Source organism: Vibrio sp. RC2502, from assembly GCF_054850435.1.
Genome location: NZ_CM141453.1, coordinates 855,052 through 875,529, shown reverse-complemented (window position 1 = coordinate 875,529; position 20,478 = coordinate 855,052). Strand labels below are relative to the sequence as shown.

Sequence of the window (20,478 nt, the reverse complement as noted above, 5' to 3'; positions counted from 1 at the left end):
AACAAAAAAAGACCTCCCGAAGGAGGTCTCTAATCAAATATTAGTTCGATGTAATTATGGTAGTTTTACATTCGATAGGTCTTCGTTTGCGCCGATTGCTTTCATTTCACCAGCAACGATTTCTGCTAGAGGACCAAGGATAACTTGAAGGTTGTTTTCACCTAGTTTAACAACACCTTTCGCACCTAGTTTCTTCAACACTTCTTCATTAGCTACTGAACGATCTTTCAGAGTTAGACGTAGACGAGTGATACATGCGTCAATTGAAGTTAGGTTGTCATGACCACCTAGCGCTTTTAGGTATTGACGAGCTAGGTCACCACTTTTTGCTTCACCTGCTGGTGCTGCTGCTTGGCTATCATCATCTTCACGGCCTGGCGATTTTAGGTTAAACGCGCGGATTGCGAAGCTGAATGTGAAGAAGTAAAGAGCACCGAAGCCAAGACCAACTGCACCTAGTAGTAGAGGTTTAGTTGCTAGACCGTAGTTCAACAAGTAGTCAATTAGACCAGCAGAGAATGTGAAGCCGTGTAGCGTACCAAGCATGTTAGCAACAACTAGCGATAGACCAGTGAACACTGCGTGAATCGCGTATAGAGCAGGAGCTAGGAATACGAACATGAACTCTAGAGGCTCTGTGATACCAGTTAGGAATGAACAGAATGCAACAGAGAACAATGCACCACCAACTTGGCTACGTTTCTCAACAGGAGCCGCTAGGTACATAGCAAGTGCTGCACCTGGTAGGCCGAACATCATTACTGGGAAGAAACCGTTCATGAATACACCAGCGCTCTTATCGCCGCCGAAGAAACGGTGTAGGTCACCAGATTTAACTGTTTCAGTTACTTCTTTAACAGTTGCTGTAATTTCTGGAGTTACTGAGTTAGCGAATTCAAATGTGTGAGTTTGACCAGCAACAAGAGTCTTAGCTAGAGCTGGGTCAACACAAAGTTGTTGTAGTGCAGGAAGAGCTTGACCAGCAGCTGTTGCGCCAGAAACTAGCACTTCTTGACAAGAACCCATACCAAACCAGAAGAAAGAGTTCAGTACGTGGTGTAGACCTACAGGAATTAGAGCACGGTTAAGCGTACCGTATACAAACTGACCGATTGCGCCAGAAGTAGAGATACCGTGAGCAAGTGCATCTAGACCACCTTGGATTGTTGGCCATACAATACCTGAAACAGCACCAGCAACTAGGGCGAACAAACCAGCCATAATTGGCACTAGGCGCTTACCAGAGAAGAATGCTAGCCACTCAGGAAGGCGTGTAGCATGGAAAGCGTTGTAAGAATGGCCAGCAATGATACCTGCGATGATACCACCGAAGAATGACATGTTAACTGACGCATCGATTGTTGACGCTGTCGCAGTAAGTACGAAGTACGCAACCGCACCAGCAAGACCTGCAGCACCTTGACCGTCTTTTGATAAGCCGATCGCGATACCTAGACCAAATAACAATGGAAGGTTAGAGAAGATTGAGTTACCGGCTTGTGCCATAAACGCGATGTCAAATACATCAGGTTGGCCCAAGCGCAGTAACAAGCCTGCGATTGGCAAAGTCGCGATAGGAAGCATAAGAGCTTTACCTAACTTCTGCGCGTATCCGAGAATATTCACCTTAAGTTCCCCCTATAGGATTCGATGTTATGTTGAATAACTTATTTCAGTCGTTCAATTTAGTCATCGTCAGTTTATGACATTAATTTTGCTCCGCAAATTAAAAGCTCATTGTTTGTGATCATAATCACCACAATTTGGCCTTTCTAAAGGTTTTTGCTAGCGAGATCATAAAACTTATTTTATTATACGAAAAAATGGCGTTTTAAAGATAATATTCTCGCACTTTATGCAAGGCAGAATCAGTGTTATTTTGGTATCTCGGCGGGTAATTCTTCGCAACTTTGCTCTGAAAAAGAATCATAAAAAACAATTCATTTATTATTTTTCAGTTAGTTACTCTGACAATAACATCGATAAAACGCAACTTGCTGTATGTGACTCGTTATCTAATTCAGTGATACAAACTAAGTACCCACATGACTCATTCAGTCGCCGATTAGATAACGATACAGAAATTGAATTCTCATCTATAAGGACTAGCTGACTATGTACGCGCTAAGTAACTGTAAAATCTATACCGGTAGTGATGTTCTTACCGATCATGCGGTCATCGTTGAAAACGATCTAATTCAATCCATTGTGCCCGTTGCTGAACTACCGAAAGGCATTGAAGTAAAAGATCTGAATGGAGCTAACTTAAGTCCTGGTTTTATCGACCTGCAACTGAACGGTTGTGGCGGCGTCATGTTGAACGATGCTATCACAGCAGAAACGATGCAAATCATGCACGAAGCAAACCTAAAGTCGGGTTGTACCAGCTTCCTTCCTACGCTTATTACGTCTTCTGATGAAGATATGCGCGCGGCAATCTCCGCAGCTCGCGAATATCACAAAAAATACCAAAACCAATCGCTTGGCTTACATCTTGAAGGCCCATACCTTAACGTCGCGAAAAAAGGTATTCATAGCGTTGACTTCATCCGTCCATCCGATGACGGCATGATTGACCTTATTTGCTCAAATGCAGACATCATTGCCAAAGTAACTCTTGCACCAGAGCAGAACGACCCTGAACATATCGCACGCCTAAAAGCTGCAGGCATTGTGGTATCAATCGGTCACACAAACGCGACCTATGCTGAAGCACGCAAAGGTTTTGAAGCCGGTATTACTTTTGCCACTCACCTATTCAATGCGATGACTCCTATGGTTGGTCGTGAGCCAGGAGTGGTTGGTGCTATTTACGATACACCAGAGATCTACGCAGGCATCATTGCTGACGGCTTCCACGTAGACTACGCAAACATTCGAATTGCTCATAAAATCAAAGGTGAAAAGCTTGTTTTGGTGACCGATGCCACAGCTCCGGCAGGTGCTAACATTGATCACTTTATTTTTGTCGGTAAGAAAGTATATTACCGAGATGGTAAGTGTGTTGATGAAAACGGCACACTAGGCGGCTCAGCTCTGACTATGATTGAAGCAGTTCAGAACACAGTTGAGCACGCAGGTATCGCTTTAGAAGAAGCTCTACGAATGGCTACACTGTACCCAGCGACTGCAATTGGCGTTGAGGACCGTCTCGGCCGTATTCGAAAAGGCATGGTTGCAAACCTGACTATTTTCGATCGTGACTTCAACGTTAAAGCGACGGTTGTTAACGGACAATACGAGCAAAATTAAGCATGAATGGCGGACAGATTGGTAATGTAGATTTAGTAAAACAGCTTAACAGCGCTGCGGTATACAGGCTGATTGATCAGCAAGGTCCTATCTCCCGAATTCAAGTCGCGGATGTTAGCCAGCTTGCTCCAGCGAGTGTTACCAAAATCACCCGTCAACTATTGGAACGCGGCCTCATTAAAGAGGTCGCCCAACAAGCTTCAACAGGTGGCCGTCGAGCAATCTCACTGACCACTGAAGTGAAGCCTTTTCACTCTATCGCCGTTCGCTTAGGCCGAGACTACGTTCAATTCTGTCTCTATGACTTAGGCGGCACTGCACTGGCAGAAGATCAACACGAACTTCACTACACCAACCAAGCCGATTTGATTGCAGGTCTTATTGATTTATTAAAAGACTTCGTAAGTCGTTGCCAAGATAAAATTGACCAGTTGATTGCTATCGGTATTACGTTACCAGGCCTAGTTAACCCTACGACAGGCGTCGTTGAGTACATGCCAAATACGGATATTGATAACCTTGCGCTTGGTGAAATTATCCGAGAGAAGTTCAATACGGCTTGTTTTGTCGGTAACGACGTCCGTGGTATGGCACTTGCAGAACATTATTTCGGTGCTAGCCAAGATTGCCAAGACTCTATCTTAGTCAGTGTACACCGCGGTACTGGCGCAGGCATCATTGTTAACGGCCAAGTGTTTCTAGGTTTTAACCGTAACGTAGGTGAAATTGGCCACATTCAAATTGACCCTCTTGGTGAGCAATGCCAATGTGGCAACTTTGGCTGTCTTGAAACGGTTGCTGCTAACCCAGCGATCATCCAACGCGTTAAACAGCTCATAGCACAAGGCTATGAGTCTAGCTTAACGCAATTGGAGCACATTACGATTGAAGATGTATGCACTCATGCTATGAACGGTGATGAGCTCGCGAAACAGAGCTTAGTACGTGTTGGTAACCAGTTGGGTAAAGCCATCGCTATCACCATCAACTTGTTTAACCCACAAAAAATCGTGATTGCAGGTGACATCACCGCTGCACAAGACATTGTTTTCCCTGCAATTCAAAGAAATGTAGAAAACCAGTCACTGAAAACATTCCATAACGATCTTCCAATTGTGGCTTCTCACATTGATAAGCAGCCAACAATGGGCGCTTTTGCCATGATAAAACGAGCGATGTTAAATGGCGTTTTGTTACAAAAGTTACTAGAAGACTAAGTTTATACAACTAATTGAGTTACAATCTCGGGCTGTGTTTTCACAGCCCGTTTTCGTATATCAGGAATCTAGCTCAACAGTATGGAAATTATTCTAATTACAACGGCTTTTTTAGCAGGCTTCATCGCGCTCAAATGCAGCCTTCCCCCTCTAGTCGGTTTTCTACTAGCGGGTTTTGGCTTACATGCCTTTGGCTATCAAAGTAATGACGTTATTGTCACTCTGGCTGATCTCGGCGTTACTCTTTTGCTTTTTACTATTGGCTTAAAGCTCGATGTAAAAACATTGCTCTCCAAAGAAATTTGGGGCGGCGCAACAGCGCACAATATTCTTTCAACCGCTTTTTTTGCCCTTGCGTTGTCAGGGCTGAAACTGCTTGGATTAACGTCCCTTGCAAGTATGGAAAGCGGGCAGATATTGCTCCTAGCCTTTGCACTTTCCTTCTCTAGCACTGTTTTCGCGGTAAAAACACTGCAGGAAAAAGGTGAACTCAACGCGACATACGCCACACTGGCCATCGGTATTTTGGTTATGCAAGATATCTTCGCGGTCGTGTTTCTGACTGTTTCAACAGGCAAAGTGCCAGAATGGTACGCCATAGGTCTATTTGCTCTTCCTCTCCTGCGCCCGCTGTTTTACAAGTTATTGGATAAAGTAGGCCACGGCGAGATGTTAGTGCTGTTCGGCATTTTCTTCGCGCTTGTTGTGGGTGCCGGACTGTTTGAGTTAGTTGGAATGAAACCAGACCTTGGCGCCTTGATTCTTGGCATGATGCTCGCTGGTCACCGTAAAGCGTCAGAGTTGTCTAAATCGCTATTTAATATGAAAGAGCTCTTTCTCGTCTGCTTCTTCTTAAATATCGGCTTATCCGCATCTTTGAGTCTAACGGGTATCGCACTAGCGCTTTTATTCATTGTCCTTCTACCTATTAAAGGGTTGCTATACTTCCTCACAATCAACCACTTTAAGTTTCGCGTGCGTACTTCCCTACTCGCTTCTTTATCACTGTTTAACTACAGCGAATTCGGGCTCATTGTCGGTGGCCTGGCGTACAAAATGGGGTGGATGCCGAGTGACATGCTCGCAGCCATCGCTGTAGCGGTTTCACTATCCTTTATTATCTCAGCACCTCTAAATCGCTTGGGCCATAAAATTTATCAACATTCCGGTAAATGGTTACAAGAAACGGCTGCAGAGAAACTCAACCAACGTGACCAGTTGATCAACCCGGGACATGCTCAAGTACTTATTCTAGGTATGGGGCGAATTGGTACCGGTGCATATGACGAGCTACGCGCACGTTACGGCAAGATTTCTCTGGGGATTGAGATCCGTGAAGAAGCAGCGCAACAACACCGTTCAGAAGGACGTAATGTCATTTCAGGGGATGCTACCGACCCAGATTTTTGGGAACGAATCCTAGATACTGGTCATGTAAAGTTAGTTTTATTGGCAATGCCACACCATCAAGGTAATCAGACGGCACTAGAACAACTTCAGCGTAGAAACTACAAAGGGCAAATTGCCGCTATTGCAGAATATCCAGACCAACTAGAAGGTTTGTTGGAAAGTGGTGTGGACGCTGCCTTTAATATATACAGCGAAGCAGGTAGTGGTTTTGCGCGACACGTGTGCAAACAACTAGAACCTCAGTTCACTTCGATAAAATAACCATAAAAATACGCAACAACGCTACTACCAATTAAAAGCCTTTCTATCAATAGAGAGGCTTTTTTTGTTTGATTTTCATACCAAACCTTAATTCCATTCATCAAAACAACAAATAAATTAAATATTATTTAATCAACAAGGCTTTTTATCATTTTTTTAATCACAAAACGTTGCTTTTTTTACTCAGAATGGCAAATTGAATCCATACCGATTAGAAATTGTTTAGTTTAGAAAGGATGTTGTATGTGTTCAGTATTTGGGATTTTAGACATTAAAAGTGATGCAGCGGCACTGCGTCCTATCGCGTTAGAAATGTCGAAAAAGCTTCGTCACCGTGGCCCTGACTGGTCTGGTATCTACTCTTCAGAAAGAGCAATCCTAGCTCACGAGCGCTTGGCTATCGTTGGTCTAAATAGCGGTGCTCAACCACTATACAGCCCTGATAAAAAACTAATCCTTGCCGTTAACGGTGAGATCTACAACCACAAAGAGATTCGCGCTCGCTACGAAGGCAAGTACGAATTCCAAACAGACTCTGACTGTGAAGTTATTTTAGCGCTGTATCAAGACATGGGTGCTGATCTTCTTGAAGAGCTAAACGGCATTTTTGCTTTCGTACTGTACGATGAAGAAAAAGATGAGTACCTAGTAGGTCGTGACCATATCGGTATCATTCCACTTTACCAAGGTTACGATGAACACGGTAACTACTACGTCGCTTCCGAAATGAAAGCACTCGTACCCGTTTGTAAAACAGTCAGCGAATTCCCTCCAGGTTCGCACTACAGCTCAAAAGATACAGAACCTCAGCGTTACTACATCCGTGACTGGAACGAATATGCAGCTGTTCAAGGTAACAGCACGAGTAAAGAAGAACTAACAGAAGCACTGGAAGCCGCTGTGAAACGTCAACTAATGACTGACGTACCATACGGCGTACTACTATCTGGTGGTCTGGATTCATCCATCACATCTGCGGTAGCAAAACGCTATGCTGCGATGCGTATCGAAGACGATGAAAAATCAGAAGCATGGTGGCCTCAACTTCACTCTTTTGCGGTTGGTCTTGAAGGCGCTCCAGACTTAAAAGCAGCACGTGAAGTGGCAGAAAAAATTGGCACCGTTCACCACGAAATGACATACACCATTCAAGAAGGTTTGGATGCTATTCGTGACGTGATTTACCACATCGAGACTTATGACGTAACAACGATTCGTGCCTCAACACCGATGTTCCTCATGGGCCGTAAAATCAAGGCAATGGGCATCAAAATGGTGCTTTCTGGTGAAGGCGCTGATGAAATCTTCGGTGGCTACTTGTACTTCCACAAAGCGCCAAACGCAAAAGAGTTCCACGAAGAAACGGTTCGTAAACTGCTGGCTCTAAACATGTTTGACTGTGCTCGTGCGAACAAATCGTTGGCAGCATGGGGCGTTGAAGGCCGTGTACCATTCTTGGATAAAGAGTTCATTGACGTCGCAATGCGCCTAAACCCTGCAGACAAAATGTGTGGCAACGGTAAGATGGAAAAACACATTCTTCGCGAATGTTTTGAGCATTACTTACCAGACTCAATCGCTTGGCGTCAAAAAGAGCAGTTTTCTGATGGCGTAGGTTACAGCTGGATTGACACTTTGAAGGCCGTAGCAGAAGAGAAAGTGACCGATCAACAGATGGAAACGGCTCAGTACCGCTTCCCATACAACACACCAACAACTAAAGAAGGTTACGTATACCGCGAAATTTTTGAGGAGTTGTTCCCATTACCATCAGCTGCAGAATGTGTACCAGGTGGTCCTTCTGTAGCGTGTTCATCAGCGAAAGCGATTGAGTGGGATGAGTCATTCAAGAACTGTGTTGACCCTTCAGGCCGTGCAGTGCAAACCGTTCACAACGACGCTTACTAAGTAGAATTGGGCTGGAGCAGCAATCCAGCCCAATTATTTAACTTGTTGACGTTAAGATCAAAAAGAGGTGCGTGCGCACCTCTTTTTTGTGTTGGTGTTATTAGCGACTACTTTAAGTCTAAATCGGTGTTATCAATGCTAACTGGCACTCGCTTCGAGATCATTTGCACCAACATGATTGAACGCTTCTCTCCGTCTTGTTCTTGGAAAATGGCATCAATACCTGCAAATTGTCCGCTCTTAACACGAACCTGATCACCTGGTTTAGGCATGCATTCGGATATGTTTTTTTCTGTGCAGCATTTCTCTAGCTGCTTCAACTCAAACACAAGATCGCCTTGAACTTCTTTTGGTTGGGCACCAAATCGAACAAAGTCGACAACACCGCGCGTCGACCGAACCGACGTAAAGTTCGGGCCTTGTTCATAATCAAAACGTGCAAATACATAACAAGGAAACAACGGTTCTTCGACCTTTTGTCGCTTACCGCGCAAGATTTTTTCGACTTCTACAGTTGGGTAGAAGCACTCAACACCTTGATTTTCAAGATGCTGCTTAGCCCTTATTTGTTCTCCACGCTTACAATAAAGTAAATACCAACGTTTCATTTTATTACTAGCCAATTATATTTTTGTTTCATCCTAGCATTAAGCTAAAGGTGAGTCATGAATATTCAAATTATCCATAAGAAGAACATTATACATTGTTCGCATAACTTACACTTTTTCAAAAGGTTAAGAAAATAAGTCCATAGGCAAAAATGAAAATTAAGTTTGTAACACACACCAACCACCAACAAAAGCTCCACAAAATCAAAAATAAACAGTAACTTAACAATGCTATTTAGTCGTAAGGCAAAATTTTATTGTTTGTAAGCAGTTAAATTGCAATGTATACGTAGGTGTCGTTAAAAAATGTAATAACTACTATTAGAAGAGCTTATGTCAAACCAACATCAATATTTCGGTCACCCTCGTGGCTTGTTCTTATTGTTCGGCACAGAACTCTGGGAACGCTTTTCCTACTACGCAATGCGTGCCATTCTAGTACTCTACTTAACTGATACCACAATGAATGGTGGTTTGGGCTGGTCAACGAAAGACGCGCTCGACCTTTATGGCATTTACACCGGCCTTGTTTACATTACCCCATTGATTGGTGGTTACCTTGCCGATAACTACCTTGGCCAACGCCGCTCAATTTTGCTTGGTGGTGCATTAATGGCTATCGGCCAGTTCACACTGGCACTTCCGGCTGACGCACTAGGCTTCGGAGCACTTCACACTTTCTATTTAGGTCTTGCTCTGCTTATTTGTGGTAACGGTCTATTCAAGCCAAATATCTCTACCATGGTTGGCGACCTATACAATGAAGGTGATAATCGTCGTGATGGCGCTTTCACTATCTTCTACATGGGTATCAACCTTGGTGCTCTGCTAGCCGGCGTGGTTTCTGGATCTGTAACGAACTCATTTGGTTGGAAAGCAGGTTTCGTAGCAGCGGGCGTGGGTATGATAATCAGCCTTGTCATGCAAATGTCGCTTTCACAGTCTTGGCTTGGTGATATTGGCCGTGAGCCAGCCGCGAAACGCGACCTAAACAATAAGAACGCCAAAACAAAACAGCCTCTTACCAAAGAAGAAGTAGATCGCATTAAAGTTATCTTGGTGATGAGCCTGTTTACTATCGTATTCTGGGCTGGTTTCGAGCAAGCTGGCGGTCTGATGAACATTTACACTCAGCAGTACACCGATCGTATGATTGGCGGCTTTGAAGTACCTGCAGCTTGGTTCCAGTCACTAAACCCATTCTTTATCATTACGCTTGCGCCTGTCCTTGCGGTTCTATGGGTGAAACTAGGTAAACGTGAACCAAACTCACCAGCGAAATTTGCTTTAGCCATGTTCTTCTTGGCACTAGGCTTCCTATGCATGGTTGGTGCAGTAATGGAGCAAGGTGGTGATACTAACGTGAAAACATCCATGCTATGGCTAGTTGGCGCGTTCTTCTTCCATACTTTGGGCGAACTGTGTCTATCCCCTATTGGTCTGTCTCTTGTAACCAAACTGGCTCCGCTACGTCTTGCATCGTTGATGATGGGTGCATGGTTTGGTTGTAACGCTATTGCGAACTATGTCGCTGGTTACGTGGGTTCTCATGTGGGTGAACTTGGTGCAATGGCTATCTTTAGTGGCATCGCAGTAACCGCATTGATCAGTGGTGTGATTCTAATGTTATTCTCGAACACGCTTGTTCGTTGGATGCACGGTGCAGAAAACACTCACAGCACTGCAGAACAAATTGAAGAGCAACAAACACAAGTTGCTTAACATGGTTTCAAAGTTATTAAAAAGGGTTGCAATCGCGACCCTTTTCTGTATTCATTCAGTGCAGAATACCAAAGCTCTACAGCTTGCTGCGTACTAGTTCTGCCATCATATCGATATGCATGTCATCGTCATTAAGGCATGGAATATAGTGGAACTGCTCACCACCCGCTTCCATAAAGATCTCTTTGTTCTCTCCCGCAATTTCTTCCAAAGTTTCTAAACAATCAGATGAAAATGCAGGAGTCATGATATCAATTTTCTTCACGCCTTTACTGGTGATGGTTTCCAATGTTTTATCAGTGTAAGGCTGTAGCCACTCTTCTCGGCCAAAACGAGACTGATAAGACATACCAATCTGATCCGATGATAAACCAAGCGCCTCACCGAGCAAGCGAGTGGTCGCTTCACAATGCTGAGGATAAATATCGCCATTGTCTGCATAACGTTTAGGAATACCGTGATATGAACACAGCAAGTAATCCCCTTTGCCATACTCTTCCCAGTATTGTTGAACCGAGTGCGCAAGCGCTTCGATGTACATTGGATGATCGTGATAATCGCGAATAAAGCTGAATGCTGGCATCACTGGCAGTTGCTTAAACGCTTTTGTGATTCCATCAGACACGGCTGCGGTGGTTGTCCCAGAATATTGTGGGTACAACGGTAGCACAATAACCTCTTCCACACCTTGAGCGATAAGAGCTTCAAAACCAGATTGAAGGCTTGGGTTGCCATAAGTCATGCCGAGTTCCACAGGCATATCGAGATGCTGAGCAAGTTTCTTTGCCTGGCGTTTGGAATACACCATTAAAGGTGAGCCCTCTTCCATCCATACCGATTCATACAACTTAGCGACCTTTGGCGAGCGCATTGGAAGAATCACACCATGTAAAATTGGACACCAAAGCCATCGTGTCATATCGACTACACGATGATCATGAAGAAACTGACTTAAGAAGCGCTTAACCGCTGGAGCGGTAGGTTCATCAGGTGTTCCTAGGTTAACCAGTAACACACCTTGTTTATTTTTAGTTTGCATTGCGTCCCTTTGTTTTCCCAGCATATAAAATGTATAAAAAAAGCGACCTTACGGCCGCTTCACTATAACAAAATTATTAAAAATTTTGATAATAGGTATTACCTATTATGCTAATGCCTTCTCGATATCAGCACTTACTTCAGCAACTTGCTTAGTACCGTCAAATTTTAGGTACTTAGTTTTGCCTGCTGCAGCTTCTTTACCGTAGTAATCGATAAGTGGTGCAGTTTGCTCGTGGTAAACACCTAGACGTGCACGTACTGTTTCTTCTTTGTCGTCATCGCGAACAACAAGATCTTCACCCGTTACGTCGTCTTTACCTTCCACTTTAGGTGGGTTGTAAACAACGTGGTAAGTACGACCTGAAGGAAGGTGAGCACGACGACCAGCCATACGCTCAACGATCACATCGTCAGCTACGTCGAATTCGATAACGTAATCTACTTCAACGCCCATTTCTTTTAGACCATCAGCCTGAGGAATAGTGCGTGGGAAACCATCTAGTAGGAAACCTTTCTCACAATCGTCTTGAGCGATACGCTCTTTGATAAGACCAAGGATGATTTCATCAGAAACTAGCTGACCAGCGTCGATAACAGCTTTAGCTTGTTTGCCAAGTTCTGTACCTGCTTTGATAGCAGCACGAAGCATATCACCAGTAGAGATTTGTGGAATACCGTATTTATCCATGATGAAGTTTGCTTGTGTGCCTTTACCTGCACCTGGAGCACCTAGAAGAATGATGCGCATGATTTATCCTCTTTTATATTTAAGATTTATACCGAAGCTCACAATAGCTGTGCTTCGCAGGCATAAACCCTAGAAGCGCTCGCAACGATAAGTTTCGGTATAAGGTATATAGGCGGGCAAAAATACACGCCTTATTACTCACATTCAAGTCACAGATTCTATCACAGGTTCACAGAGCAAAGAGTGAATTAAGACTAAAGAATGTTAACAACACCCTCTTTCTGCAGCTATTGATCATTAACTCAACACCTGTAATGCAAAATTTTGCGACAACAAACAAAAAGCTCGCATAATGCGAGCTTTTCGATATTGATGACTTATTAAACCTTAGTCAAAAGCTTGTTGATAGCACCCACGAACTGCGTTGGATCTTCCATCGAGCCGCGCTCTGCTAACATGGCTTGACCAAGTAGCACTTCGACCCAGCGGCCAAACGCTTCTTCATCCGCTTCATCCGCCATGCGCTTAACAAGTTCGTGCTCTGGGTTGATTTCAAAGATGTATTTCACTTCTGGCACAGCTTGACCTGCGGCAGCAAGCAGCTTCGCCATCTGAGTCCCCATCTCGTAATCATCCGTCACAACGACTGCAGGTGTAGATGCAAGTTTAAAGGTCGTACGCACGTCTTTCACGCGGTCACCCAGGTAAGACTTGGTACGCTCAACAACCGATTTGAACTCTTCTTCGGTTTCTTTTTGCTTTTCTTTATCGGCTTCGTCTTCAAACTTACTCAAGTCAAGGCCAGCTTTGGTAATCGATTGGAACTGCTTACCATCAAACTCAGTTAGGTAGTTCATCAACCACTCGTCAATGCGGTCGAACATCAGAATGACTTCGATGCCTTTCGCTTTAAACTGCTCTAAGTGAGGGCTGTTCTTCGCCGCCGCGTAGCTGTCTGCAGTTAAGTAGTAGATCTTATCTTGGCCTTCTTTCATGCGCTCAACGTAGGACGCAAGACCAACGGTTTGTTCCGCTGAATCAACTTCTGTTGAAGCAAAACGCAATAGACCTGCAATTTTCTCTTTGTTCGCAAAGTCTTCCGCTGGGCCTTCTTTCAACACTAGACCAAACTCTTTCCAGAATGATTGGTATTTTTCTTCATCATTCTTCGCCATGCGCTCAAGCATAGTCAGTACACGTTTCGTGCATGCATTGCGTAGCGACTGAGTCACTTTATTGTCTTGTAGAATTTCACGCGAAACGTTGAGTGGCAGATCGTTTGAATCAATCAAGCCACGTACGAAACGCAGGTAAGACGGCATAAACTGTTCAGCATCATCCATAATGAACACACGTTGCACGTACAGTTTCAGACCTGACTTGTGATCACGATTCATCATATCCCATGGCGCTTTCGATGGGATGTAAAGTAGGCTAGTGTAGTCGTTTTTACCTTCTACGCGGTTGTGGCTCCACACCAATGGATCAGCGAAATCGTGTGAAACGTGTTTGTAGAATTCTTGGTATTCTTCATCTGAGATATCTGCTTTATTACGCGTCCACAACGCTTGAGCTTTGTTGATTTGCTCCCACTTCTTCTCATCTGTCTCTTTACCGTCTTCATCACGCACTACAGTTTGGATAGAAACAGGAATGCCGATGTGATCCGAGTACTTGCTGATGACATCGCGCAAGCGCCATTCATTTAAGAACTCTTTACCTTCGTCACGCATGTGAAGAATAATGTCGGTACCACGAGATTCTTTAGTGATGTTTTCAATGGTGTACTCACCTTCACCAGCAGAATGCCATTGCACTGCTTCGTCTGCTGGCAAACCTGCTGCACGAGTGCGCACGGTCACCGCATCAGCAACGATAAATGCAGAGTAGAAGCCAACACCAAATTGACCGATCAATTGCGAGTCTTTGCTTTGCTCTTCTGAAAGCTTTGAGAAGAATTCCGCGGTGCCTGATTTTGCGATGGTGCCTAAATGTTCGATAACGTCGTTGCGGCTCATACCGATACCGTTATCAGAAATCGTTAGGGTATTTGCACTTTCATCAAATGACAGCTTAACGCCAAGATCTGCGTTACCTTCATATAAATCAGGATTCGAAAGTGCCTGAAAACGCAATTTGTCTGATGCATCTGATGCGTTAGAAATCAGCTCGCGCAAAAAGATCTCTTTATTGGAATAAAGAGAATGGATCATTAAATGAAGTAGTTGTTTTACTTCTGATTGAAAACCACGAGTTTCTTTATTTTGAGATACGGTTTCGCTCATGTGTGCTCCATAACATCTAAACTAACAGGCTTTTTCAGGGACGACTTTGTGATTTAGCCCCATGAAATCACCACACTAAGATGTCATTTAACATGTGGCTGACAAATGTAAATTCAAGGTCAATATTGCTAAAAACGGTGTTTTTTTAGAAAAATTTAATTATCCTACCCCCCTAAAAGCATCTAAAACGTCGCGTATCTCCCATGCGCAAACGTAATTTTGTGATATAAATCACCATAATTACAACATCATCCATCTAAGAAGAACTAAATGACTAACATCGGCACCAAATTTCTACTTGCTCAAAGGTTTACCTTTGATCCAAATAGTAATTCGCTCGCTGACCAACAAAGCGGCAACGAAGTTGTACGATTAGGAAGCAACGAAAGCCGTATACTCCTGATGTTGGCGGAGAGACCAAACGAAGTTTTAACCCGTAACGAGCTTCACGAGTTTGTTTGGCGTGAGCAAGGTTTTGAGGTGGATGACTCAAGCCTGACTCAAGCGATTTCTACTCTGCGTAAGATGTTGAAGGATTCAACAAAATCTCCAGAGTTTGTTAAAACCGTTCCAAAACGAGGCTATCAACTCATTTGTACTGTTGAACGCCTAAGCCCACTTTCTTCAGACTCAAGCTCAATTGAAGTTGAAGAGCCAGCTTCTGATAACAATGACGCCTCTGCTAATGAGGTAGAAACGATCGTAGAGCCGTCTTTAGCGACGCCTTCTGACGCAATCGTTGAACCAGAAGCGCCAGTAGAACCTGAAAAAGCACCTGTGGCTTCTGCTGTGAATCCATGGATTCCACGCGTTATTTTATTTTTGGCACTATTACTACCGATTTGCGTACTGCTATTTACAAACCCTGCGGAATCTCAGTTCCGTCAGATTGGTGAGTATCAGAACGTACCAGTGATGACACCTGTAAATCACCCGCAAATCAACAACTGGTTGCCTTCTATTGAGCAGTGCATTGAACGCTACGTTAAGCACCATGCAGAAGACTCCTTACCAGTGGAAGTGATTGCCACTGGCGGACAAAATAACCAGCTGATTTTGAACTACATTCATGACAGCAATCACTCGTATGAGAACGTGACATTGCGTATTTTCGCAGGTCAAAACGATCCAACAGACATCTGCAAATAAAGGAGGCCAGCATGAAGATTAAAGTAGCATCTGCGGTTTTGGCCGTATCTATCCTTTTCAGTGGTTGGTTGTACTGGGGCAGTGACCTTAAAGTTGAGCAAGTGCTTACATCAAATGAATGGCAGTCAACCATGGTGACTGTGATTACTGATAACTTGCCAGACGATACCGTAGGCCCGTTACGTCGAGTGAATGTGGAGTCGAACGTTAAGTACCTGCCGAATGGCGATTACATTCGCGTGGCAAACATCAAACTGTTCGCACAAGGCTCGACGGCTGAATCGACAATTAATATTTCAGAGAAAGGTCGCTGGGAAGTGAGTGATAACTATCTGCTTGTTTCTCCTTCTGAGTTCAAAGATATTTCTTCTTCTCAATCCAAGGATTTTTCTGAAGCGCAACTACGTTTGATTACTCAAATCTTTAAGCTAGATGCAGAACAAAGCCGCCGAATTGACGTGGTTAATGAGAAGACTCTGCTATTAACTAGCCTAAATCACGGTTCTACGGTACTGTTTAGAAACTGAATTTAATTAGTGATAAGGGGGCAAGATGCCCCCTTAATTTTTTCTCATGGATTGGTTAGACACTTTCACTCTCTTTTTCGGCTCGCTCGTTGCAAATACCTTGGCATCTCTTTCTGGTGGCGGTGCCGGTTTGCTACAGTTTCCTCTCCTTATTTTTCTTGGCTTACCGTTCTCCGTTGCACTAGGCACTCATAAAGTGGCTTCTGTTGCTTTAGGCTTGGGCGCAGCAAGCACTCACCTCAAAGCCGGCACCGTTAAATTGCCCATCGCCCTTTATCTGATTTTTGTTGGCAGTATAGGTGTTGTGATTGGCGCAAACCTCATCGTTCATATCCCTGATGGTATTGCGGAAAAGATGCTAGGCAGTATGATTCTGGCACTCGGTATTTATTCCCGCTTGAAAAAGCAGCTGGGGCAAATCGAAATCATTAAGCGTCGCAATCAGTTGGGTTGGATTCTTGGTGGTATTGGCATCATGTCGATAGGCATCGTCAACGGGTCTTTAACCGCTGGTTCTGGGTTGCTTGTCACTCTCTTTCTTGTGCGTTGGTTTGGGTTCGATTACAAACAAGCGGTCGCCTACACCATGATTTGTGTCGGACTGTTTTGGAATGGTATTGGTGGCATCACGGTTGTACAAGCAGGAGCACCGATTCACTGGGCTTGGTTACCAGTATTGTTGTTGAGCTCTTTTCTTGGGGGCAGTTTGGGCGCGTGGGCCGCAACTCGCTATAGCAACCGAGTGATTAAAATTGCGTTCGAAATTCTCACGTTTGCCGTGGGCATCAAATTGCTGGTTTAACCCAGTTAAAAGGAAATTTTCATGGATAAAGCAATCATTGATATTTATTACTGCCGCCAGTGCAACTGGATGTTGCGTTCGACTTGGTTATCGCAAGAGTTGCTGCATACTTTTAGCGAAGAAATCGACACCATCAGTTTGCATCCAGACACAGGTGGTCGATTCGAGATTTTCTGCAATGGCCAGCAAATTTGGGAACGTAAAAAAGACGGCGGTTTTCCTGAGGCAAAAGTACTAAAACAGCGCGTAAGAGACATTATCGACCCAGAGCGCGATCTCGGTCATTCCGATACAAAATAAGGGAACGCTCGGTTCCCTTATTTAAATCATTTTCGTAGCGACTAACCTTAGTTGGCCGTTAAATCGTCGTCTGCGCCAGCACTTCACCTTCTGGCGTTTGAACACTGAGCATATTCCCATCCAGTAACCCAAAGCTTCTTGGTAAACCGTTACGCGGGAAGGTCATTGAACCGGGGTTAAAGATCACCACACCCTCTTTCATTTCGGCTACGGGAACATGCGTATGACCGTGAGCGATGATGTCACCCTCTCGCAAAGGTGGTCTTTTATCGCTGTTGTACAAATGGCCATGCGTCAGAAAGATTCGCTTACCAGACTCTAGCAATACCCATGCGTAATCCATCATCATTGGGAAGTTCAGCAGCATTTGATCTACTTCGCTGTCACAGTTACCGCGTACGGAGATGATTTGCTGACTGTATTGGTTGAGAAACTCCGCCACTTGGGGCGGGTTATACCCTTCCGGAATCGGGTTGCGTGGTCCGTGGTTCAACGTGTCACCCAACAGCACCAAATGCTTTGCACCTGATGCTAGGAATAACTTGATGGTTTCTTCGGTTGCTGGCAAAGAGCCATGCAGGTCTGAGGCAAAAAATAGTTTCACGACGTTGTCTCCTCAAAATATATGAGGCTATTCTACGGCATTCTGACGTATGCTCAACCGACTTCCAGATTACTGATGACGCACAGCCTCAATCAGCATTGGTAGCAAATGGAACCAAGCAAAATATCCGGCACCGACTAAAACTAATGTCCAAAAAACCATCGAAATGAACTTCGACTTCGCTAAATGGTGTAACGGGTCCGGTTCCCCACACCCTGGACATGTGTGAGCACGTTTCGATATTTGTTTCTCACACACAGGGCAAGAGACTAAAGGCATGATTTAAATTCCTCAACTATATGCTTAGGGCACAAAGAATAGCGCCTGTGAAAATATATGCAACATCACTAATAATCAATATCTTAGAGATTGACGCATGTCGCTGACTTGAGAAAAATATTACGCATGTTACTTACACAGTTTAGCCATCCTCTCTGACCATGCCATTAATTACGATATTGTTGTAACTCACCATGCCGATCACTTCGCCATCTTCAATCACGGGCGCGCGGCTGATCCCAAATCGCTCAAACAGACGAGCACAGTATTTGACGTTCATATCTGGATCGACACACAAAGCAGGCTTAGTCATGATTTCGTAGATATTGGTGCGCTGAGGGGCACGGTTATTTGCCAACACTTTCTTCGCAATATCATTCATTAATACAATGCCGTATTCATCGTTGTCATCGCGCTTTTTGACCACCAGCGCTTTCACTTGATATTTCTTTGCCAGAGTAATGCCTTCGTATACGGTCATCAGGCCATCTACCATAACGTAAGTAGCAGCCATGACGTCCCTTACTCGTACTATCGTTTGATTACTCATAGTTCATCCTCAACCACCTTGGTCAACGTTTCGACTTGATGCGCAACACCTACGGCATCCTCGATATCAATTTGAATCGCAATCCCCTGCCCCGACTCTCGGTCGAACTCTCCCACTTCATTAATGGTCTCAAGTATGTGCCGAGAAAGGTGCTCTTCCACCACAAAAAGCAGAACATCCTTTTGCACTTCTAGGGTTAATCCAAAAAACGTCCGCTTCTGATTTAAACCTTGACCACGAGCATTATTGATCACGGTCGCCCCCGTTGCTCCTGCATCACGAGCCGCATCGAGCACCTTGTCTGTTTTGCTGTCTTCAACAAACGCGAGTATCAATTTAAAGCGCATTTTCTTCGTCCTCCGAGGTGTCTTTATTAAGCCACTGAGTAATTTGCGCATACCCCATTACGGATATCATTGGAAACAAACTGGCGAAGGCGATAAGCCCAAAGCCATCAATCATCGGATTCCTGCCTGGCACAGTTGACGCTAATCCTAGCCCAAGCGCCGTCACTAAAGGCACTGTCACGGTAGAGGTGGTGACACCACCTGAATCGTAGGCAAGTGGAATGATCAACTTAGGCGCATAAAAGGTTTGAATCACCACGACGATATACCCCGCAATGATGTAGTAATGAATCGGGTCGCCCACCACAATACGATAACTGCCAAGCGCGATACCTATCGCTACGCCTAAAGCAACCGCAACTCGTAAGCCATTTACACTAATACTGCCACCAGACACTTGATTGGCTTTGATGGCCACTGCAATCAAAGATGGTTCAGCAATGGTCGTACTAAAGCCGATAAAAAAAGCAAAGGTGTACACCCAATAATAGTCGACCCACTCTAACGCCTGCCCAATAGAGACTTTAAACTCTCGGACGAATTCAGGAGCGGTCAACTGCACCGCCATTGTTTCGCCCAACGGAAACAATGCCATCTCCAAACCGAGTAAAAATAACGATAACCCAACAATGACATACGCAAAACCGAGCAACACTTTTTTGAGGTTATTCACTGGGCGGCGCAGCACAGCCAATTGAAAGCCAAAAATAATCGCCGCAATCGGGAGCACATCACGAATGGTGGACAGCAACGTATCTAAGAAATGTTCGAATGAAATCATGTAACGGCCATCCCATAAATCATGACAAACATCATTGGCAGTAAAGAGGCAAACGCAATCAACCCAAAACCATCCACCATAGGGTTACGCCCTTTAATGGCCGAAGCTAACCCTACTCCTAATGCCGTCACCAAAGGGACGGTAATTGTTGACGTGGTCACGCCACCCGAGTCGTAAGCAACGCCGATGATCGACTCTGGCGCAAACCAAGTGAGAGTCACAACGCCAACATAACCACCGATGATCATGTAATGAATTGGCCACCCTTTTAAGATGCGCAGCACCCCAATCACAATCGCAATCCCAACAGAAAAAGCCACCGTTATCCGCAGGCCAACGCCATACTCCGTCATGGATTGTTCGGAATTGGGGATCATCCCGCCTTCAGCCGCCACCTCTGAGGCCTCTTCTGCAACAGCAGTCAATGCTGGCTCTGCGATAGTGGTTCCAAACCCCAAGCAAAACGCAAAAATCAATAACCAAAACACACTGCCCTTTCGAGCAAAGGCTTGTGCCATATTTTCGCCAATGGGGAACAAGCCGAGTTCTAGCCCGAAAATAAAAAACGTCAGGCCTAAAATGACCAACAACAAACCAAAAAGAATCGAGACCAAGTTAGGTAAAGGCTCTTGCAGAACCACCAATTGGAAGAAGGTAATAACAATTACAATAGGAAGAAGATCGCGGGCACTGTTAAACAGAGCGCGGAACAAAGCAGTGAGTGCTTCCATGCAAATCCTCCCTTTG

General features: G+C 44.6%; 20 protein-coding genes. 9 read left to right on the top strand and 11 right to left on the bottom strand.

Features of this window, described 5'->3' with window-relative positions; translation table 11 throughout:
• Positions 1 to 54 precede the first annotated feature (54 nt).
• Positions 55 to 1,626, bottom strand: a complete 1,572-nt coding sequence (nagE, locus tag ACYJZR_RS04115; RefSeq protein ID WP_005496090.1) for an N-acetylglucosamine-specific PTS transporter subunit IIBC — start codon at positions 1,624 to 1,626, stop codon at positions 55 to 57.
• Positions 1,627 to 2,115: 489 nt separating this feature from the next.
• Between nagE and nagA the strand changes: the two genes are divergently transcribed.
• The 4 genes from nagA (at position 2,116) to asnB (ending at position 8,048) form a co-directional block, all read left to right on the top strand.
• Positions 2,116 to 3,252: an N-acetylglucosamine-6-phosphate deacetylase gene (nagA, locus tag ACYJZR_RS04110; protein WP_005496091.1), complete on the top strand. Its 1,137-nt coding sequence runs from the start codon at positions 2,116 to 2,118 to the stop codon at positions 3,250 to 3,252.
• Positions 3,253 to 3,254: 2 nt separating this feature from the next.
• The gene (nagC, locus tag ACYJZR_RS04105; protein WP_005454586.1) at positions 3,255 to 4,469 is read left to right on the top strand and encodes a DNA-binding transcriptional regulator NagC; all 1,215 of its coding nucleotides are present in this window, start codon (positions 3,255 to 3,257) and stop codon (positions 4,467 to 4,469) included.
• 81 nt (positions 4,470 to 4,550) lie between these two features.
• The gene (locus ACYJZR_RS04100; RefSeq protein WP_005454558.1) at positions 4,551 to 6,140 is read left to right on the top strand and encodes a cation:proton antiporter family protein; all 1,590 of its coding nucleotides are present in this window, start codon (positions 4,551 to 4,553) and stop codon (positions 6,138 to 6,140) included.
• Positions 6,141 to 6,383: 243 nt separating this feature from the next.
• Entirely contained in the window at positions 6,384 to 8,048 is a 1,665-nt protein-coding gene (gene asnB, locus ACYJZR_RS04095; protein WP_023585938.1) for an asparagine synthase B, read from the top strand.
• A 107-nt stretch (positions 8,049 to 8,155) separates the two neighbouring features.
• Here asnB and rfaH read toward each other — a convergent pair whose 3' ends face one another.
• Positions 8,156 to 8,656 carry a transcription/translation regulatory transformer protein RfaH gene (gene rfaH / locus ACYJZR_RS04090; protein ID WP_005454588.1) on the bottom strand — a complete coding sequence of 167 codons (501 nt, stop codon included), beginning with the start codon at positions 8,654 to 8,656 and terminating at the stop codon, positions 8,156 to 8,158.
• A gap of 333 nt (positions 8,657 to 8,989) precedes the next feature.
• Here rfaH and ACYJZR_RS04085 point away from each other — a divergent pair, with 333 nt between their 5' ends.
• Entirely contained in the window at positions 8,990 to 10,378 is a 1,389-nt protein-coding gene (locus tag ACYJZR_RS04085; RefSeq protein WP_005454549.1) for a peptide MFS transporter, read from the top strand.
• Between the two features lie 76 nt (positions 10,379 to 10,454).
• On the opposite strand, the gene hemH is transcribed toward ACYJZR_RS04085, so the two are convergent.
• The 3 genes from hemH to htpG form a co-directional block, all read right to left on the bottom strand.
• Positions 10,455 to 11,417: a ferrochelatase gene (gene hemH, locus ACYJZR_RS04080; protein WP_193301186.1), complete on the bottom strand. Its 963-nt coding sequence runs from the start codon at positions 11,415 to 11,417 to the stop codon at positions 10,455 to 10,457.
• Positions 11,418 to 11,522: 105 nt separating this feature from the next.
• The gene (gene adk / locus ACYJZR_RS04075) at positions 11,523 to 12,167 is read right to left on the bottom strand and encodes an adenylate kinase (protein ID WP_005454556.1); all 645 of its coding nucleotides are present in this window, start codon (positions 12,165 to 12,167) and stop codon (positions 11,523 to 11,525) included.
• Positions 12,168 to 12,487: 320 nt separating this feature from the next.
• Positions 12,488 to 14,392 carry a molecular chaperone HtpG gene (gene htpG / locus ACYJZR_RS04070; protein ID WP_005454566.1) on the bottom strand — a complete coding sequence of 635 codons (1,905 nt, stop codon included), beginning with the start codon at positions 14,390 to 14,392 and terminating at the stop codon, positions 12,488 to 12,490.
• Between the two features lie 270 nt (positions 14,393 to 14,662).
• Between htpG and toxR the strand changes: the two genes are divergently transcribed.
• Genes toxR through ACYJZR_RS04050 form a run of 4 tightly spaced genes read left to right on the top strand, consistent with a single transcriptional unit; the run spans position 14,663 to position 17,170 of the window.
• A complete protein-coding gene (gene toxR / locus ACYJZR_RS04065) occupies positions 14,663 to 15,541 on the top strand; it encodes a transcriptional regulator ToxR (RefSeq protein ID WP_193301185.1) in 879 nt (292 codons plus the stop codon).
• Between the two features lie 11 nt (positions 15,542 to 15,552).
• Complete coding sequence (toxS, locus tag ACYJZR_RS04060; RefSeq protein WP_005454545.1) at positions 15,553 to 16,068, top strand: transmembrane regulator ToxS; 516 nt, start codon at positions 15,553 to 15,555, stop codon at positions 16,066 to 16,068.
• Between the two features lie 46 nt (positions 16,069 to 16,114).
• On the top strand, positions 16,115 to 16,870 hold the full coding sequence (locus tag ACYJZR_RS04055) for a sulfite exporter TauE/SafE family protein (protein ID WP_461715842.1): 756 nt from the start codon (positions 16,115 to 16,117) through the stop codon (positions 16,868 to 16,870).
• Between the two features lie 21 nt (positions 16,871 to 16,891).
• Positions 16,892 to 17,170, top strand: coding sequence for an Rdx family protein (locus ACYJZR_RS04050; RefSeq protein WP_005454560.1), 279 nt, complete (start codon positions 16,892 to 16,894; stop codon positions 17,168 to 17,170).
• 58 nt (positions 17,171 to 17,228) lie between these two features.
• Here ACYJZR_RS04050 and yfcE read toward each other — a convergent pair whose 3' ends face one another.
• From yfcE to ACYJZR_RS04020, 6 genes are all read right to left on the bottom strand, one after another.
• On the bottom strand, positions 17,229 to 17,774 hold the full coding sequence (gene yfcE, locus ACYJZR_RS04045; RefSeq protein WP_025521851.1) for a phosphodiesterase: 546 nt from the start codon (positions 17,772 to 17,774) through the stop codon (positions 17,229 to 17,231).
• A gap of 69 nt (positions 17,775 to 17,843) precedes the next feature.
• Complete coding sequence (locus ACYJZR_RS04040) at positions 17,844 to 18,053, bottom strand: hypothetical protein (RefSeq protein WP_079878844.1); 210 nt, start codon at positions 18,051 to 18,053, stop codon at positions 17,844 to 17,846.
• A 142-nt stretch (positions 18,054 to 18,195) separates the two neighbouring features.
• Entirely contained in the window at positions 18,196 to 18,603 is a 408-nt protein-coding gene (locus ACYJZR_RS04035) for a CBS domain-containing protein (RefSeq protein ID WP_005454537.1), read from the bottom strand.
• A complete protein-coding gene (locus tag ACYJZR_RS04030) occupies positions 18,600 to 18,950 on the bottom strand; it encodes a P-II family nitrogen regulator (RefSeq protein ID WP_005382084.1) in 351 nt (116 codons plus the stop codon). The genes ACYJZR_RS04035 and ACYJZR_RS04030 overlap by 4 nt, the downstream gene beginning before the upstream one ends.
• Positions 18,940 to 19,731 carry a DUF1538 domain-containing protein gene (locus tag ACYJZR_RS04025; protein ID WP_005496110.1) on the bottom strand — a complete coding sequence of 264 codons (792 nt, stop codon included), beginning with the start codon at positions 19,729 to 19,731 and terminating at the stop codon, positions 18,940 to 18,942. The genes ACYJZR_RS04030 and ACYJZR_RS04025 overlap by 11 nt, the downstream gene beginning before the upstream one ends.
• Positions 19,728 to 20,462 (bottom strand): DUF1538 domain-containing protein, encoded by a 735-nt coding sequence (locus ACYJZR_RS04020; RefSeq protein WP_005478515.1) that lies wholly within the window; start codon positions 20,460 to 20,462, stop codon positions 19,728 to 19,730. The genes ACYJZR_RS04025 and ACYJZR_RS04020 overlap by 4 nt, the downstream gene beginning before the upstream one ends.
• Positions 20,463 to 20,478: the final 16 nt, after the last annotated feature.

Bases quoted from the DNA above. Each gene is read 5' to 3' on its own strand.
- nagA (WP_005496091.1), top strand. From the start codon at position 2,116: ATGTACGCGCTAAGTAACTGTAAAATCTATACCGGTAGTGATGTTCTT.
- nagC (WP_005454586.1), top strand. From the start codon at position 3,255: ATGAATGGCGGACAGATTGGTAATGTAGATTTAGTAAAACAGCTTAAC.
- ACYJZR_RS04100 (WP_005454558.1), top strand. From the start codon at position 4,551: ATGGAAATTATTCTAATTACAACGGCTTTTTTAGCAGGCTTCATCGCG.
- asnB (WP_023585938.1), top strand. From the start codon at position 6,384: ATGTGTTCAGTATTTGGGATTTTAGACATTAAAAGTGATGCAGCGGCA.
- rfaH (WP_005454588.1), bottom strand. From the start codon at position 8,656: ATGAAACGTTGGTATTTACTTTATTGTAAGCGTGGAGAACAAATAAGG.
- ACYJZR_RS04085 (WP_005454549.1), top strand. From the start codon at position 8,990: ATGTCAAACCAACATCAATATTTCGGTCACCCTCGTGGCTTGTTCTTA.
- hemH (WP_193301186.1), bottom strand. From the start codon at position 11,417: ATGCAAACTAAAAATAAACAAGGTGTGTTACTGGTTAACCTAGGAACA.
- adk (WP_005454556.1), bottom strand. From the start codon at position 12,167: ATGCGCATCATTCTTCTAGGTGCTCCAGGTGCAGGTAAAGGCACACAA.
- htpG (WP_005454566.1), bottom strand. From the start codon at position 14,392: ATGAGCGAAACCGTATCTCAAAATAAAGAAACTCGTGGTTTTCAATCA.
- toxR (WP_193301185.1), top strand. From the start codon at position 14,663: ATGACTAACATCGGCACCAAATTTCTACTTGCTCAAAGGTTTACCTTT.
- toxS (WP_005454545.1), top strand. From the start codon at position 15,553: ATGAAGATTAAAGTAGCATCTGCGGTTTTGGCCGTATCTATCCTTTTC.
- ACYJZR_RS04055 (WP_461715842.1), top strand. From the start codon at position 16,115: ATGGATTGGTTAGACACTTTCACTCTCTTTTTCGGCTCGCTCGTTGCA.
- ACYJZR_RS04050 (WP_005454560.1), top strand. From the start codon at position 16,892: ATGGATAAAGCAATCATTGATATTTATTACTGCCGCCAGTGCAACTGG.
- ACYJZR_RS04040 (WP_079878844.1), bottom strand. From the start codon at position 18,053: ATGCCTTTAGTCTCTTGCCCTGTGTGTGAGAAACAAATATCGAAACGT.
- ACYJZR_RS04035 (WP_005454537.1), bottom strand. From the start codon at position 18,603: ATGAGTAATCAAACGATAGTACGAGTAAGGGACGTCATGGCTGCTACT.
- ACYJZR_RS04030 (WP_005382084.1), bottom strand. From the start codon at position 18,950: ATGCGCTTTAAATTGATACTCGCGTTTGTTGAAGACAGCAAAACAGAC.
- ACYJZR_RS04025 (WP_005496110.1), bottom strand. From the start codon at position 19,731: ATGATTTCATTCGAACATTTCTTAGATACGTTGCTGTCCACCATTCGT.
- ACYJZR_RS04020 (WP_005478515.1), bottom strand. From the start codon at position 20,462: ATGGAAGCACTCACTGCTTTGTTCCGCGCTCTGTTTAACAGTGCCCGC.